Below are 15,418 nucleotides of genomic sequence, written 5' to 3'. Positions count from 1 at the left end.
GTTTCTTTTTGCCCTGCTGTAAAACATTGCAAAGGGTTTATGCGCTATCTCGCAATGCGCGCGTGCATTGCTATGGAGGCGGGAGATCGCCCGGAATTGCGGGCGCAGAAGGGCCGACGTGCGCATAGCGATTTTGGAAGATGACGTGGCCTTGGCGGGGTTGGTGGAAATGACCCTGGCCGAGGCGGGGCACACGTGCGAGGTGTTCGGCGACGGGCAGGTGCTGACGCGTGCCCTGCATCGCGCCACGTATGATCTGCTGATTCTCGACTGGAATGTGCCGGGCATGACCGGGCTGGCCATTATCGAATGGACGCGCGGGAACCTGGAAGTGCCGCCACCGGCGCTGATGCTGACCAGTCGCTCGGCCGAGGAAGACATCGTTGCGGGCCTGTCGGCCGGGGCAGACGATTACGTGATCAAGCCGGTCACCCCCGCCGTGCTCAAAGCGCGGGTCAACGCGCTGGTGCGCCGTGCCTATCCGGCAACGGCACCGATGGTCGAGCAATTCGGTCCCTACAAGTTCGATACACGTGCTGACACCGTGGAACTGGCCGGGCAGGGCATCGCGCTCACCGCCAAGGAATTCGCACTCGCGCTCCTGCTGTTCCGCAACATGCACCGCGCCTTGTCGCGGGCCTATATCTTCGAGGCCCTGTGGGGCCGCAATCCCGACCTTCCCACGCGCACGCTCGATGCCCATATTTCCAACATCCGCACCAAGCTAAACCTGCGGCCGGGCAACGGGTTCAAACTGGTGCCGATCTATGCCTACGGATATCGCCTTGAAGCGCTTGCGTCCTGAAGCCGCGGCCCTGGCGCTGGGCCTGTTGCTCACTGCCGTCGGCACGGCGCCGGCCTTGGCCGCGACCCCGCCCCAAGGGGCTAGTGCGTTTACCCCGGCGCCCGATGACATGGTTCGCTATCTGGTCCGTCCCGGCGACAACCTGTTCCGCTTGGCCAGCGACTATCTGATTCGCCCCGAAACCTATCGGCAGGTGCAGCAGATCAATCACGTCGCCGATCCGTTGCGGCTGCCGATCGGCAAGACCTTGCTGATCCCGCGCGTGCTGCTCAAGCATGAGGCGGTGCGCGGTACGGTGCTGAGCTGGCGTGGCGCGGTGCGCATCGATGGCCGCCCGGCGGCCAACGGCATGCCGGTGGCCGAAGGCATGTTGTTGGAAACCGGGCAGAAGTCTTTCGTGACGGTGACTTTGCCCGATGCCACCAGCATTGCCCTGCCATCGCAATCGGCCGTGCGCGTGCGCCGCTTGCGCAAAGTGGTGCTCGACGCGCATGTCGAGCGCCTCTTCGCGATCGAGCGTGGCCACGCCAGCGCTGCCGTCACCCCGATGACCGATCCGGCCAGCACGTTCCAGTTCGCCACACCCGGCGCGGTCACGTCAGTGCGCGGCACGCACTTCCGCATGAGCTATGACGCGCAAAGCCGCCGCGCCACCAGCGAGGTGTTGGAAGGGAAAGTGGGCTTCGATCCCAGCGGGCGCGCGGCGCAGGTGCTGCCGGCGGGCTTTGGATCGGCCAGCGATCTTGACGAGCCGGTGGCACTGCTGCCCGAGCCGCAATGGATCGATGCCGGCAGCCCGCAGGCCGGCCCGCAGCTGCGCTTTGCCTGGCAAGCCCAGCCCGGCGCGCGGGGCTACCACGTGCAATTGGCTGCCGATGCCGAGTTCGTCAAAGTGCTGGACGAGACGGTGGGGGCCGAAACCACGGCGCAGCTCGCCGCCCAGCCGGATGGCCATTATTTCGTGCGCGCCACCGCGATCGACGAGCACGGCCTGGAAGGCAAGCCTGCCATCGCGCAGTTCGACCGACGCCTGGAAAACAGCCTGCGCCTTTCGGTGGAAGAAAGCTGGAACGGCCCGGTGCGGCAATATGTGTTCCATTGGGACCCGGCTTACGACAGCCAGGCAACGTTCCACTTCCAACTGGCCAGGCCCGGCCGCGAAGATCGCCCCGAAATCGATCGCCCCGGCCTTTCCAGCCATATGCTGGTGGGCCTGGCGCTGCCCGCGGGGCGCTATCGCTGGCGGGTGCGGATCGATGAAGTGGTGGGCGGCACCACGGTGTCGCACTGGAGCGATTACCAGGACGTGCGGATCGAGGCTTCCTGGTGAGCCTGGGCCATCAGCTGAAACTGCGGACGCAGTGGTGGCTGATCCTGGTGGCGGCAAGTGTGCTGGTGCTGGTGCTCACGCTCGACCGCACGATGCTGCGGTTCGACAATGCGATCTATGATCACCTGTTGCAGCTGGGCGGGCCCGCATCGGGCCAATCGGTGCTGCTGGTGGAAATCGATGACGAGAGCATCGCGCGCATGGGGGGCTGGCCGTGGAACCGCACGATCCACGCCGCGCTGATCGATCGGATCAAGGCCGGAAATCCGCGCGCGATTGCCTATGACGTGCTGTTTACCGAGCCCGGCGATCCCGCCGTGGATGCCCGGTTGGGCGAGGCGATCGCTGCTGCCGGGCCGATCTTCCTGCCGATGTTGCCGCCGCCCCATGGTGCCGCTGGCACCATGGCCGAACCGGTGCTGCCGATCGAGGCGGTGCGCCAGGCGGCGACGGGCATTGGCTATGCCTCGGTCGATCCCGATGCCGATGGCGTGGTGCGCACGGCCACCGTGGCGTCGCGAACACGGCAGCCGCAACATCTCATGGCGCTGGCGGCCCAGGCCGCGCTGCGCCGCGCGCAGCCGGACGCGGCGGCGCAGATCCCCGTGGGCGCGCGGTTGATCCCGTTTGGTGCAGGTGGTGGGCGTTGGTCCGAAGTTTCGGCCGCCGCCGTCCTGGCTGGCGAAGTGCCGCCTGAACTGTTGCGCGATCGCGTGGTGGTGGTGGGCGCCACCGCCACCGGATTGGGCAGCCGCTATCCCACGCCCACCGGGCGGGTGATGTCGGGCTTGGAGATCGAGGCGCACCTGTTGCAGGGCCTGATCAATCGCGCGATGATCCGGCCGGCCGGGCCGATTGCCTTGCTTGCGCTGGGGCTTGTCCCGCTGTGGGCCTTGATGATCGGCCTGGGCCCCTTGGGGCGGGCACCGGCGCTGGTGGTCGTGGGGCTGAGCAGCGCAGCGGTGGTGGCGGTTTCCGCGCTGTGCTTGCTGGTGCTGCGCCTGTGGCTGCCGCCGGGTGCGGCGCTCGCGGGGTTGGCGGTGGCCTATCCGCTGTGGGGCTGGCGGCAACTGGCGGTGATCGAGCAGTTCATGCGCGCGCAGTTGCAGCGCCTGAATGAAGAGCCATCGCTGTTGCCGCGCGTGGTGCTGTCGCGGCCGGGACGGCGCGGGATGGCCGATACCATTGCCTTGCTTCACGCCGCCATCGCCCGCAACCGCGAGATGCGCCATTTCGTGGCCGACCGGCTGGACCAGTTGCCCGATGCCACGCTGGTGGCCGATCTGCCCGGCCGCATCGTGTTGGCCAACGCCGCGGCACATCGGCTGTTTGCCAGCTTCGACCGCAGGATCGAGGCGGGCGTTACCCAGGCAAGCGATCTGCTTGCGGCGGTGCGCCTGGCTGGCAGCGGCGTGGCGGTGCCGTTCCCGCCAGAAGCGAGCGCGCCAGCCACGCACGAAGTACAGCGTGACCAGGCGCATTTCTATCTGGTGGGCATCGCTCCGCAGACCCAGGCCGATGGCCAGCGCGCCGGCTGGATCATCCGTTTTGTCGATATCAGCGAGGCAAAGGCCGCCCAACGCCAGCGCGACGATGTGGTGCAATTGCTCACGCACGACATGCGCTCGCCGCAGGCGTCGATCCTGGCGGTGCTCGAAACGGCCGCGCCCGACCGGATCAATCCGGTGGAAGCGGGTGCCATTCGCCATTATGCCGAGCGGACCCTGCGCCTGGCGGATGGCTTCGTCCAACTGGCCCGCGCCGAATACCTGGAATACGCGCTGGAAGAGGTTGACCTGGGCGACATGCTCATCGACGCGATCGACGATCTGTGGCCGCAGTCCAATGCCAAGGCGATAGAGATCGTCACGCAGGGTGAAGAGCCGATGCTGGTGCTGGGCGAACGGTCGCTGCTCACCCGCGCGCTGGTCAACGTCATCGGCAATGCCATCAAATACAGTCCGGAGGGCACGCGCATCACGTGCACCCTCACGCGCGAGGATCGCGCCGATGGCGGTCACTGGGCCCTGTGTTCGATCGCAGACCAGGGCTGCGGCATGGATGAAGACCTGCGTGCGCGGATGTTCGAGCGCTTCCTGCGTGGCCCGGTCGGGCTCGGCCCCAAGACCAGCGGCGCGGGCCTTGGCCTCAGTTTCGTGCACACGGTGATGGTCCGCCATCACGGCACCATTGCCTGCGAAACCGCGCCTGGGCGGGGCACGACATTCACATTGGCGTTGCCGATCAAGGGTTGAAGCGCAAGCGTTGCAGGTTCTGGCGCAGCGCGGTCAGGAGCGCATCGCACGAGGGCCCACGCGCCGCGACCCAAGCGCTGGACGCAATTACCACGCTTTGTCTGGGCTTGGGGTGTTCGGCGAAGGGCATGCTCGGGCGGTCCAAGGGTGTGGATCACGTGCCGATCAGGCACCCCGCCCGATCAGGCCTCCCCCGGTGGAGGGGGTTAGGCCTAATGGCCACTGCCAGCCGCTTGTACGGGCGCTGCAGCCCGCCTTCAGGATCGACGATCCCCCGATGATGAGGCTGAATCCCGCACCCACGGCGCATGCGCGACAAAATGGCGCAACAGTTAGGTTGAGTTCACAGGGGGGGCGCTGCTTCCGCGCTGGCGCTTCAACCGTGGGTGAGGAACCAGGCCGTTGCGAGCATCGCGACCCACAGCGCGCTGTTGATGCCCACGATAAACGCCATCTTATAGCCACGGTCGCGACCGAGAGGCATGTCAGGCGCCATGCGCCAATGCGGGTGCTGCCAGTGCTGATGGTGGGCGTTTGTGGTCACGAGCCAAGTCCCGAAGCGAATATGCTTCCCCTTCGCACATCGTCCGCGCCTTGGCCTGTAAAGGAATGTCAATTTCGGAGCTAACGCCCCACAACAATATCCAAACAGGTTGCGATTGGTCTTGGCGGCTTGGTTGTCGCCCTAGCCGGTGGGTTCCAGCAAATGACTGGCGGTGGTGGTGCCGGGCGCGGGCGGTAGAACCGCGCGGCCCGCGTCGATCAATTCTGCCAGTTGCGCGGCGAAATGCGCGCGAACCATGGCGCGTCCCGGCGCGGACCACTCGACCCGGCCACGGTCGATCCGGACCATCATGCCCTGCGCATGGGCTTGGCGCAAAAGACCGCGCAAATGAACATGGGTGACGCCAAAGCGCTTGGCGAGGTGGCTCAAGACGATCGGCACCGGCTCGCGCGGGGGAAACGGTGCGTCGCCTTGCCCATGCCCCGATAGCGCCCATAGCAGTTGCGTGCCGGCATAGGGATGCAGGAACAAGCCGCGCACAAACGGCGCCGGATCTGGGCCAAGCGCGGCCTGGTGCAGCCGGGTGATCTGCACGTCGAGAAAACGGCGGAACAGCGTGTCGTCGGTCAACTGGGTTGCCAGGCCATCGAGTTCCGGCGCCAGCAAGGTCGCCGCGCGCAGCGCCAGTTCCAGATGGCGCCGCCACGCAGCCAGGAACCGCGGCGTGGGGTGATAGCGCATCGGCCGGGCGCCCGGCGTGGCGGCGCGCAGGAAATCAAGATGTTGCAGGAACGCGAGCAAAGACCGTGCGCGCCCCGCGCTGAGAAAGCCCGATGCGGCGCAAATGGCCTTGAGCGCGGATTGCGTGATGCCCCCGCGCGGATCGAGATGCATCGCATACATCGCGCAAAGATAGCGGCCGGCGTCCTTGCACACCGCGCCCATCCGCTCGTCTTCCTCGCAAGCGAGCAGCATGTTGCCAACCAGTTGCCGACCGGCGTTGTCGAACGCCGGATGCGCCAGCACGGCCCGCCAGGCCGGCGGCCAGTTCATGGTGTCGATGGCCTGTCCCCCCATCACAACCGATGCCCGATGCCAATCATGCGCCGGTGGAGCGCGCCGGCATCGGGATCGGATCGTTGGCCGGTCGCCCGGCCGTCGTCCCCAGGGGAAACGATTACATTGTCGCGGCGCACAGATCAAATTTTTTCAGTTGTGAATGGCCAATCCCTCGGTCAATTTTCTGCAGGTCCGCAGTTATCGACGATGGCCTTGATCGCAACATGCCTTGTGATCGGCGCGGATATTGCCACATGCTTTGATGGGGGGATTTTCGATGCGCTCTGTTCTCGCCGCCGCCGCCGGATTGGCCTTGTCCACCACGCCTGCACTTGCCGCCACCGATCCCGAGGCGCCCGTGTTCGAAAACGGAACTGTGTGGGAATATTCCGAAATTGCCACCACAGATGGCCATTTCGACGATTACCTGCAGTGGCTCGATACCGAATGGAAAGCCCAGGAAGAAGCCCTCAAGAAAGCGGGGGTGATCAAGAGCTACAAGGTCCTGCTGGTCGGCGCGCCGCGCAAAGGCGAGGGCGACGTGATCCTGGCCGTGGAATATGCCAACATGGCGGCCTTCGATCGCTCCGTGGCCGATGGCTATGCCCTGCAGAAGAAGATCTTCGGTTCGATCGCCCAGGCAAACCAGGGCCAGGCCTCGCGCGCGTCGATCCGCACGATCCTCTCCACCACGCTCCTGCGAGAAGCCGTGCTCAAGTAACAATTGGCATGCCAGGGATAGCGGTTGTTGCCCCTGGCATGCATTCAGCCCGGCGTTTCGACGAGTTCGGCAATCTCAAAGACGTGGCTTTGCCAGCCGCGCATGCGCGCAGCCTCGCGCGCGGGGGCTTCCTTGCGCCGGGCGTCCGCCAAAGATCGGGTGTGGCCCCAGAACACCTCGGTCTTGCCGTTTTCCAGTTGGGCCACGATGCGCCAGTAATGGGTAAAGGTATCGGTCGTCGGCCCGATGGTCTTGACATAGCCATCGGGCATGGTGGCGGTAAGGTAGCGGCGCTTTTTCTTCATGGCGTACGGGCTTGTGCCCAATCGCGATCGGTGCTGCAACCGCGCAGCGCCCCTGCAATGGGACTATCTGCATAGGAACAGGATAGCGCACGCGGCGTAGTCACCCACGCCAACTGCCTTGGCCGCCCACCCTGCCGCCTTTCCCAGCCGGAGCCGTCCCGATGCGTCCCTTTGCCTGCCCCAATTGCCTGCGCCTCAATCATTTCGAAGTTCGGGTCTGCCCCGATTGCACGGCAACGCTGGGCTATGATCCGGCCATCGATCGGTTTCGCTATCTTGCCGACAATGGCACCACCTGGCGCGATCGCCATGGCGATGCTGCGGACCTGGTGGTCTGCGCCAACAACAACGATTTCGGCATCTGCAACTGGCTGACCACACCCGATGTGGACGACGGGATGTGCCGGGCCTGCCGCCACAACCGCACCATCCCCGATCTGGCCGATCCGGCGGTGCCGCCGCTTTGGGCGCGGGTGGAGGAAGCCAAGCGGCGCCTGTTTCACACCTTGATCCGCCTGGGTCTGCCGCTGGAAACTAAGGCGGAGGAGACCGACAGCGTCCAGGGCCTGGCGTTCGATTTTCTGTACGATCCCGACGCGGTCGGGGGCGGTGAAAAGAAGATCATCACCGGGCACGACGAAGGCCTGATCACGCTGGACGTGGCCGAAGCCGACGACGCCCATCGCGAGCGGGTGCGGCTCGACATGGGTGAGCCCTATCGCACGCTGCTGGGCCATTTCCGGCACGAGGTGGGCCATCACTTCTGGTCACGCCTGGTGGCGATCGATCCCGACCGTCTGGCGCGGTTCCGCGCGCTGTTCGGGGACGAGCGCATCGATTATGCCGCCGCCCTGGCCGCGCATTACAACGGCGGTGCGCAGCCTTGGACCGAGGATTTCGTCAGCGTCTATGCTACCAGCCACCCGTGGGAGGATTTTGCCGAAACCTTCGCGCACTACCTCCACATCGTGGACGTGCTGGCCACGGCGCGCGGTTTCGACCTGTCGCTCACGGCCTTTGGCGGGCACGACGGCGATGGCCAGGTGGCGGTGGAGTTCGATCCCTATCGCGCCGATGCAGCCGCGCTCGCCACGGAAATGGCGCCCGTGTCCTTTGCCATGAACGCGTTGAACCGCGCGATGGGGCAGTCCGATCTCTACCCGTTCCACTTGTCCGAGGTGATCGTGGCCAAGCTGGGTTTCATTCAGGAAACGGTGCAGGCCGCGCGGACCGACCCAGGCCGCGTCAACTGAGGCTCTTGGCCGCCAGGATCGGTTCCAGCACCTGCTCCATTGTGGCATAGCCGGCTTCGGTGGGGTGCACCCCGTCGTAGGCCAGGCCCGGCCGCATGCCGCCGGTGCCATCCTGCAACGCGGTGTGGTAATCCACGAACGTGTGCCCATGTTGCGCCGCATAGGCAGCAAGCCATTGGTTGACAGCCGCGATCGGCGTCACCGTGTCGAGCCCCGGCCGCCAGGGATAGTTGGCGGCCGGTGGCACGGACCCCAGCAGCACGGCAATGCCGTTGGCCTGGGCCAGCGTGGCCATGGCCGCCAGGTTGTCATGCGTCTGTTGCGCGGTCATCGGGCCGGTGTTGCCGGCAATGTCGTTGGTGCCGGCCATGATGTGGACGGCACGGGGGCGCAAGGCGATCACGTCGGCCATCATGCGCAGTACCATCTGCGGGGTGGTTTGCCCGCCGATGCCACGCCCCACGCGGCTCCCGTGCGCAAAGAAAGCCGGGCGTTTGTCGGGCCAGCCCTGGGTGATGCTGTCGCCCATGAACACCAGGTTCACGCGTGTACCAGAGGCGATCACGCGGGCATTGTCGGCGGCATAGCGCGCCAGCCAGGGAAAATCGGTCAGGCGGCGGCGTTCTTCATCGCTCAGGGCAGCGGGCGCTGCGGCAAGGTCAGCCGCCTTGGCCGTTTGCGATGCGGCCGCCACGCCCAGCGGAGCGGTTGCGATCAGGCCCAGAACATGGCGGCGATTGGCAGGAGTGGTCACAGGTAGCGGCTCCAACGGCAGGGAATGTCGGTCAGCGCCTGGCCGGTGGTGACGCCTTGCGGGCTGATCGCAAGATGGGTGCGCGCGGGGGCATAGCCGGGCCAGGTGGACAGCGGCGCCCCCGTGGCGGCCAGCGACAGCCAGTGCGCCTGCAACGAACTGCCATCGGGCAGGGGGGCCTTGCCCAGAACATAGCCGATGTCAGATCCGTGGAAGCTGCGTGCGCCGCCCGGAGCCAGGTCCAGCTCATAGCGCCACACCGGCCAGCCATGCGCGGCGAGCAGATCGGCCATGCGCCCCGACGGACAACGGAACAGGATATCGGTGGCAATGCGCAAGTCGCGGCTGCCCAGGCGCGGGTCTTCCGGCGGATCGCCCTCATCCAGGCGATAGAACGCACGCGCCTGCGCTTCGTTCGGCCCGAACGCCAGGGCCACGTTGCCATCGCGGTGCGGCCGCCCGCCAGGCAGGCCGAATTCGGCGCGGTTCGATCCCACGATCACCGGCCGTGGCGATGCCTTGGCCAGCAGCGCTTCGGGCGCGGCGGGCAGCACGGCGCCGTCGATGGTGGTGCGCAACCACATGAAATCATCGCTTTCCAGCACGCCGTCGTGCAGCGCCTTGTCCGCCTCGAGCAGGGCATGGGGCGATGCCGCACGCAAGGGCGCTGCGCTACCGTCGGTGCCCAGTACGGCGTCGAGCTGGTCGCCCAGGCGCAGCGCTTCGTCCAGCGGACGCGGCGGCAGGCCGAAGCCTGGCGTGCCGCTTTGCAGCGCGGCAGCGGCAAACAGGCCCCGCGTCTGCGGGCTGGCCAGCAGGTAGCCGACGTCTTCGGCCCCGGCGCTTTCGCCAAAGATCATGATCCGGTCGGGATCGCCGCCAAAGCGGGCCACATTGGCCTTGATCCAGCGCAGCGCGGCAATCTGGTCCATCAGGCCATAGTTGCCCGCCTTGCCGCCTTGCTCCGCCGCCAGCGCGCGATGCGGCAGGAAACCGAAGATACCCAGACGATACTGGATCGCCACCAGTACCGCGCCCTGGTGCGGCGGATCGCTCAAGACCGTGCCGCCGGCCGATCCGGCGCGGTTGCTGCCGCCGTGGATCCACACCATCACCGGGCGCTTTCCAGCCAGCGATGGCGTGGCAATGTCGAGCGTCAGGCAATCCTCGCTGCCGCGCACATAATCGGCGTGGTTCCAGCCATAATCGTTCTGCAGGCAAGACGCGCCCTCATGGGTGGCGTCGCGTGGGCTTGTCCACCGGGCGGGGGGCTGCGGCGGTTGCCAGCGCAAGGCTGCCAGCGGCGGCGCGGCATAGGGCACGGCGCGAAAGCGCAGCACGCCATCGGCATCGGCCGTGCCGACGAGCGGGCCGCTTTGGCTCTGCGCCACCGGCGGCGGGGCCGCCAGTGCCGGTGCGCCGGCCAGCGCCAGCGCCGCCAGCCAACACCGCCCCTTCACTGCGCCAGGCCGCTGCTGGCAGCTGGCACGTTCCAGCCTTCCAGCGTCACCGCTGCGGGCGTGCCAGCGCTTGCCGGCCAGCGCACCGTGATCGTGCGGCTTTCGCCAGGCATCACCGCCACATAGTTGTCGCTGTAATAGGCCGGCAGCACGCGCTTGCCCGCCGCGTCCACCAGCGTGGCGCGCGCGTTGAGCGCCGGCGTGGTGCCGCTGTTCGTGAGCGTCACGGCCACTTCCTGCTCAGCCCCCACACTGCGTGCCGCCGTGGTTTTCACCGCCAGCGGCGCAGGCGCCATGGCATTGAGCGCGCGATAGGCATCTTCATCCTTGCCGCGCCAATAGACCGTGTCGGTCAGCGTCTTGCCCGCCTTGTCGGCAACCTTGAGGGTGACGAGGACCATCGGCACCTTGGCAAAGATCGCATCGAGCGGCAGGGCCTTGAGCGGGGTATCGCGATTGGCCAGCGCATCGGCGCGGTCACGACGAGAGAACAGCACCTTCCCGGCAAGGTCGGTCACCGTGCTGGTGACCGTCAGCCCGCGCACATCATCGCGCGTGGTGTTGACCAGCACCAGCGCATTGTCGGGCAGGTTGAGCTGGGCATGCAGCGGCCGCGCGGCGCGCTGCGCGCCGTAATAGGCGGCGTGCGTGTCAAAGTCAGAGCTGTAGATCTGCCAAGCGTTCGACGTCCAGGCCGGATGGGTCATCCAGAACAGGCGCCCGCTGTTCTTGGTCCACAAATGGCCCAGGAACCCTTCGATCATCGCCTGGTGGGTTTCCAGGTTCATCATCTGCGCCTTGCGCTCGAAATCGGCAAAGCTGGTCGCGGCACCGAACCGACGGTTGAGGCTCTCCATGAACGTCTTGGTGTCGCCGTTCCCCGAAAAATGCCAGTCATGATAGGCCAGCGTGTCGCTCAGCGGCCAGCGGTCGGCCTCGGGCACATATTGCGCAATGGCCGCGGCGGTGGCCAGGCTGGGCGTGCCGGTCTCCACCGAGAAGCCGGTGGCCAGGTCGGTGAAATAGCCTTCGGGCTGGCGATAGTTGTAGGGGCCGGAGCCTTGCAGGTTCACCGTGTTGGAACTGCCGGTGAACCAGCGCGTGCCGTCCAGCTTGAACAGCAGGTCGTCCAGCCCTTCGTTGAGCGCGGGGTAGGGCACGCCTTCGTTGCGACCGAACCAGATGATGATCGAGGGGTGGTTGCGATAGCGCTTCACCACGTCAGCGGCATTGGCCAGGAACAGTTGCGGGTCTTGCGGTTCCACCTGGAAATTCTGGGTCGATTGCCAGAAATCGTTGAGCACCATCATGCCGTATTCGTCGGCCAGGTCATAGAATTCCGGCTCGGAATTGTTGCCCATCCAGTTGCGGACGATGTTGAGATGGGCGTCCTTGTGCAGGCGGAACGCGGGTTCCAGCCGCTCGCGCGAGACGCGCTTCATGGCGTCATCCATGCCCCAGCTGCCGCCGCGCGCGGCAATCTTCACGCCGTTGACGCGGATCGTCAGGTGCGGCTCGGGCAGGGTATCGGCGGCGCCCAGCGCCTGCACGGCGGGCGACGTCTCGCCCGCCGCGGTCAGCGATTCCACCCAGCCGCGCGGGGTTTCCAGAATCGCCTCATGCCGCACGTCGATCAGCTTCTGCCCGGCCAGGCGCCCGTCGGTGGTCTGCACGTTCACCCGGCGCAGCACGCCGGCATGGTCCATCAGCGAAAGATCGTAGGAAACCTCGCGAATGCCGAAGCGGGTTTCCGCCCGGTCCGACACCGAGCCATCGACGGTGGCCGTGATGTGCAGCGGGTGCAGCGCCTGCTCGCCATAGCCATTGGGCCACCACAGCCTGGGGTTCTTCACCCGCAATTGCGGGAAATCGGCGGGGGTGAAGCGCACTTCGCCGTCGCCCGGCGCCAAAGTCACCGTGCGTTCCACACTGACGTCATCGAACGCGGCGCGCACCGTCACGGTCCGCGGGGTATCGGCATCGTTGCGCAGCGGCACGGTGATCAGCACGTCGGCGCTGTCGGTGCGCGGCAGGGGCAGGTCGGTCACCACCTGGCTGTCGAGCAGGCGCACATCGCCATGGGCTTCCAGTTGCACGTCCTGCCAAAGGCCCGTGTCGCGGTCGCGGATGCCGGGAATCCAGTCCCAGCCTTCGGTCGCCACGAACGTAGGGCCGTCGATCGCCAGTTGCCCGCCGTTTTCGCCGACGCCCGCCTTGATCGACTGTTCGTGCGGAATGCCGGGGTGCGGCGGTGGGGACACGCGCAACGCGATCACGTTTTCGCCGGCCACCGGCACCAGCGTGAACGCGCCACGGGCAAATGCGCCCTTGGTCTGGCCCACCTGCTGGCCATTCACCCAGATCTGCGCGGCATAGTTGATGCCGTTGAATTTCAGCGTCAGCCGCTTGCCCGCCGCCTCGGCCGGCACGGTGAAGCTGGTGCGATACCACCAGTCCTGCCGCGCCAGGCTTTCGGGAATGCGCATGTTGTTGAGGCCGTAATAGGGATCGGGATAGACCCCGCGATCGACCAGCGTGGTCAGCACCGTGCCCGGCACGGTGGCAGCGCGCCAGGTGCCCTTGGGGCTGCCGGGGCGCGACAGCGCAGCGCCATCGGCGCCCGGCACATCGGGCGCGCCGGCCAGTTGCCAGCCGTTGATGCGCCACAGGCCCGGCGCCACGGGTTGTGCGGCGGGCAGCGCGGGCGCCGGCTTGGCCACGGGCGCGGAGAAGCCGCCCTTGCCCTGCGGCAGGGTCCATGGGTCTTGCTGGCGCCAATAGCCGGTGTTGGCGGTCTTCTGGAATTCCCAACCCACGCCCACATGCCACATCTGCACCAGATCGAAATCCGGGCGCGCTGCGACCAGTGCTTGCACGGCAGGGGCCGTCAAAGCGCCATCCTCGATCCGCGCGTCGACCAGATCGCCGCCGAAATGAGGGCTGCCGGGCAGGGCAGGCGCAAGTGCCAGGCGGGGCGCCAGGGCGCCGGCATCGGCCAACGCGCCACGCGCCACTTCCTGCCCGTCGACATAGAGCACCGCCTCGCTGCCGTTCCAACTGCCCGCGACATGGGCATAGCGGCCCGCCACCAGCGCGCGCGGCGCGCTCACCACGGCGCCGCCAACGCGCAGCGCCGGCTTGCCATCGACCAGCAGCAAGCAGCGGCATGCACCCGCCGGATCGCCCAACGCCAGCAAGACCACGCTGCCGGCTTGGCTCGCCTGCGGCCGCACCCATGTGGCAAAGCCGGTCGGCGCGCGCGGGGCCAGCAGCGGTGCATCGGCGGGCACATCACGGGCAATGCCGATGCCGCCCTGAAGCACGGCGGCGTTCCACGGGCCGCCGTTGGCAACCGGCGCGGCCATGGCAGCGGGGGCCATTGCTCCGCCCAGGATCGTGGCAGCAAGCAGGCTTGTGGCAAAACGCATCGAAAATCCCTCTCCAAATCCGCAAGCCGCCCGCTTGGCCGGGCGTGCCCGCCGGTGTATGGCATGCGGCATCGTGCGGCCTGCCATCCCATCATCGTCGGTTCCTTTTTGACGCAAACCGAATTAATAAGTCAAATTGAATTATTCATTGGGAGAGAGCAATGCACGCAAATGTCCAGGGCGGTGCTGGCGCAGGGGGACCGACGCTCCAGCCCATGCGCGGTGCCGCGCTCAAGGCGGCGGTGGCCGCCAGCCTTGCCGGTTTGTTGTTCGGTTTCGATACCGCGGTGATCTCCGGGGTGACTGAGGCCTTGCGCCACCATTTCGCACTTTCGGCAACGGGCTTGGGCTTCGCCGTCTCCTCGGCGCTGTGGGGCACGCTGGTGGGGGCGAGCGTCGCGGGGCGGCTCGGCGATAGCCTGGGCAGCCGCCGCGTGCTGATCTGGATTGGCGTCGCCTATCTGATTTCGGCGATCGGTTCGGCCCTGGCAGGCGGTATGGGCGTGTTTGTGGCGTTCCGCTTCCTGGGTGGCCTCGCCATCGGCGGATCATCGGTGCTGGCGCCGGTCTATATTTCCGAAGTCAGCGCCGCGGCGCGGCGCGGGCGCCTGGTCGCCATGTTCCAGTTCAATATCGTCGCCGGCATCCTGCTCGCCTATTGCAGCAACTGGCTGCTGGCGCTGTCCCTTCCGGCCGACCTGGCCTGGCGCGCCAAGCTGGGCATTGCCGCGCTTCCGGCGCTGTTCTTCGTGGCCATGATGCCGGGCATTCCCGAAAGCCCGCGCTGGCTGGCCACCAAGGGCCGGGCGCAGGCCGCACAAGCGGCAGCCAAGCGGCTTGGGCTTGAAGCGCTGGCGCTAGATTCGGCCGATCAGGGCCACGCTCGCCTGGAATGGCGGCGCCACCGTCGGCCGATCCTTCTGGCCCTGGCGATTGCCGCGTTCAACCAGTTGTCGGGCATCAACGCCATCCTCTATTACCTGAACGACATTTTCGCCGCTGCCGGCTTCACCGGGGTTTCCGCCGATCTTCAGGCGGTTGCCATCGGGTTGACCAACCTGATCGCCACGATGGTGGCCATGACCGTGATCGATCGCATCGGCCGCCGCCCGTTGCTGCTCACCGGTGCGGTCGGCACCACGGTGGCCCTGGCCGGCGTTGCCGCGATCTATGCCACGGGCAGCGGGGCGCAGTTCCTTCTGCCGCTGCTGGTGCTGTTCATTGCTGCCTTTGCCTTTTCGCAAGGCGCGGTGATCTGGGTCTATCTGTCGGAAATCTTCCCCACGCCGGTCCGCGCGCGCGGGCAGGCGCTGGGCAGCACCACGCACTGGGTGCTCAATGCCGCGATCAGTTTCGCCTTTCCGGTGGTGGCGCAGTTCACGCAAAGCCTGCCCTTCGTGGTCTTCGCGGTCGCGATGGCGGTGCAGGCCGTGGTGGTCTGGCGGTTCTTCCCCGAAACGCGCGGGGTCGATCTGGAAGAGCTCGCCACGCGTCTCTCACACTGATTGATGGGGCGGGCGGGGCCCCGGCTGGTCCCGCCCGC

11 protein-coding genes are annotated in these 15,418 nt (G+C 66.8%); 6 read left to right on the top strand and 5 right to left on the bottom strand.

The window, feature by feature from the left end:
• Positions 1-118 precede the first annotated feature (118 nt).
• Genes FHT19_RS08315 through FHT19_RS08305 form a run of 3 tightly spaced genes read left to right on the top strand, consistent with a single transcriptional unit; the run spans position 119 to position 4,390 of the window.
• Positions 119-805 (top strand): response regulator transcription factor, encoded by a 687-nt coding sequence (locus tag FHT19_RS08315; RefSeq protein ID WP_168555076.1) that lies wholly within the window; start codon positions 119-121, stop codon positions 803-805.
• Positions 786-2,135, top strand: a complete 1,350-nt coding sequence (locus FHT19_RS08310) for a FecR domain-containing protein (RefSeq protein WP_248290322.1) — start codon at positions 786-788, stop codon at positions 2,133-2,135. The genes FHT19_RS08315 and FHT19_RS08310 overlap by 20 nt, the downstream gene beginning before the upstream one ends.
• Positions 2,132-4,390, top strand: coding sequence for a CHASE2 domain-containing protein (locus FHT19_RS08305; RefSeq protein ID WP_248290321.1), 2,259 nt, complete (start codon positions 2,132-2,134; stop codon positions 4,388-4,390). The genes FHT19_RS08310 and FHT19_RS08305 overlap by 4 nt, the downstream gene beginning before the upstream one ends.
• Before the next feature lie 685 nt (positions 4,391-5,075).
• On the opposite strand, the gene FHT19_RS08300 is transcribed toward FHT19_RS08305, so the two are convergent.
• Complete coding sequence (locus FHT19_RS08300; RefSeq protein WP_169474558.1) at positions 5,076-5,948, bottom strand: hypothetical protein; 873 nt, start codon at positions 5,946-5,948, stop codon at positions 5,076-5,078.
• Positions 5,949-6,231: 283 nt separating this feature from the next.
• Here FHT19_RS08300 and FHT19_RS08295 point away from each other — a divergent pair, with 283 nt between their 5' ends.
• Complete coding sequence (locus tag FHT19_RS08295; protein ID WP_169474557.1) at positions 6,232-6,675, top strand: hypothetical protein; 444 nt, start codon at positions 6,232-6,234, stop codon at positions 6,673-6,675.
• 44 nt (positions 6,676-6,719) lie between these two features.
• Here the strand turns inward: FHT19_RS08295 and FHT19_RS08290 are convergent, their stop codons facing one another.
• Positions 6,720-6,980 carry a hypothetical protein gene (locus FHT19_RS08290; protein ID WP_169474556.1) on the bottom strand — a complete coding sequence of 87 codons (261 nt, stop codon included), beginning with the start codon at positions 6,978-6,980 and terminating at the stop codon, positions 6,720-6,722.
• Positions 6,981-7,141: 161 nt separating this feature from the next.
• On the opposite strand from FHT19_RS08290, the gene FHT19_RS08285 reads away from it, so the two are divergent.
• The gene (locus tag FHT19_RS08285; RefSeq protein ID WP_168555072.1) at positions 7,142-8,233 is read left to right on the top strand and encodes a putative zinc-binding metallopeptidase; all 1,092 of its coding nucleotides are present in this window, start codon (positions 7,142-7,144) and stop codon (positions 8,231-8,233) included.
• On the opposite strand, the gene FHT19_RS08280 is transcribed toward FHT19_RS08285, so the two are convergent.
• Genes FHT19_RS08280 through FHT19_RS08270 form a run of 3 tightly spaced genes read right to left on the bottom strand, consistent with a single transcriptional unit; the run spans position 8,226 to position 13,875 of the window.
• Complete coding sequence (locus FHT19_RS08280) at positions 8,226-8,987, bottom strand: GDSL-type esterase/lipase family protein (protein WP_248290320.1); 762 nt, start codon at positions 8,985-8,987, stop codon at positions 8,226-8,228. The genes FHT19_RS08285 and FHT19_RS08280 overlap by 8 nt on opposite strands.
• Entirely contained in the window at positions 8,984-10,447 is a 1,464-nt protein-coding gene (locus FHT19_RS08275) for a carboxylesterase family protein (RefSeq protein WP_169474555.1), read from the bottom strand. The genes FHT19_RS08280 and FHT19_RS08275 overlap by 4 nt, the downstream gene beginning before the upstream one ends.
• Entirely contained in the window at positions 10,444-13,875 is a 3,432-nt protein-coding gene (locus tag FHT19_RS08270; protein ID WP_169474554.1) for a LamG-like jellyroll fold domain-containing protein, read from the bottom strand. Before FHT19_RS08270 ends, FHT19_RS08275 begins: the two co-directional genes overlap by 4 nt.
• 161 nt (positions 13,876-14,036) lie before the next feature.
• On the opposite strand from FHT19_RS08270, the gene FHT19_RS08265 reads away from it, so the two are divergent.
• Positions 14,037-15,380 (top strand): sugar porter family MFS transporter, encoded by a 1,344-nt coding sequence (locus FHT19_RS08265; protein WP_348981749.1) that lies wholly within the window; start codon positions 14,037-14,039, stop codon positions 15,378-15,380.
• Positions 15,381-15,418: the final 38 nt, after the last annotated feature.

Source organism: Novosphingobium sp. SG919, assembly GCF_012932495.1.
Classification (GTDB): domain Bacteria; phylum Pseudomonadota; class Alphaproteobacteria; order Sphingomonadales; family Sphingomonadaceae; genus Novosphingobium; species Novosphingobium rhizosphaerae.
Note: the sequence above shows the minus strand (reverse complement) of the source record. Positions and strands in the feature narration are given on the sequence as shown.

Bases quoted from the DNA above. Each gene is read 5' to 3' on its own strand.
- FHT19_RS08300 (WP_169474558.1), bottom strand. From the start codon at position 5,948: ATGAACTGGCCGCCGGCCTGGCGGGCCGTGCTGGCGCATCCGGCGTTC.
- FHT19_RS08295 (WP_169474557.1), top strand. From the start codon at position 6,232: ATGCGCTCTGTTCTCGCCGCCGCCGCCGGATTGGCCTTGTCCACCACG.
- FHT19_RS08290 (WP_169474556.1), bottom strand. From the start codon at position 6,980: ATGAAGAAAAAGCGCCGCTACCTTACCGCCACCATGCCCGATGGCTAT.
- FHT19_RS08285 (WP_168555072.1), top strand. From the start codon at position 7,142: ATGCGTCCCTTTGCCTGCCCCAATTGCCTGCGCCTCAATCATTTCGAA.
- FHT19_RS08270 (WP_169474554.1), bottom strand. From the start codon at position 13,875: ATGCGTTTTGCCACAAGCCTGCTTGCTGCCACGATCCTGGGCGGAGCA.
- FHT19_RS08265 (WP_348981749.1), top strand. From the start codon at position 14,037: ATGCACGCAAATGTCCAGGGCGGTGCTGGCGCAGGGGGACCGACGCTC.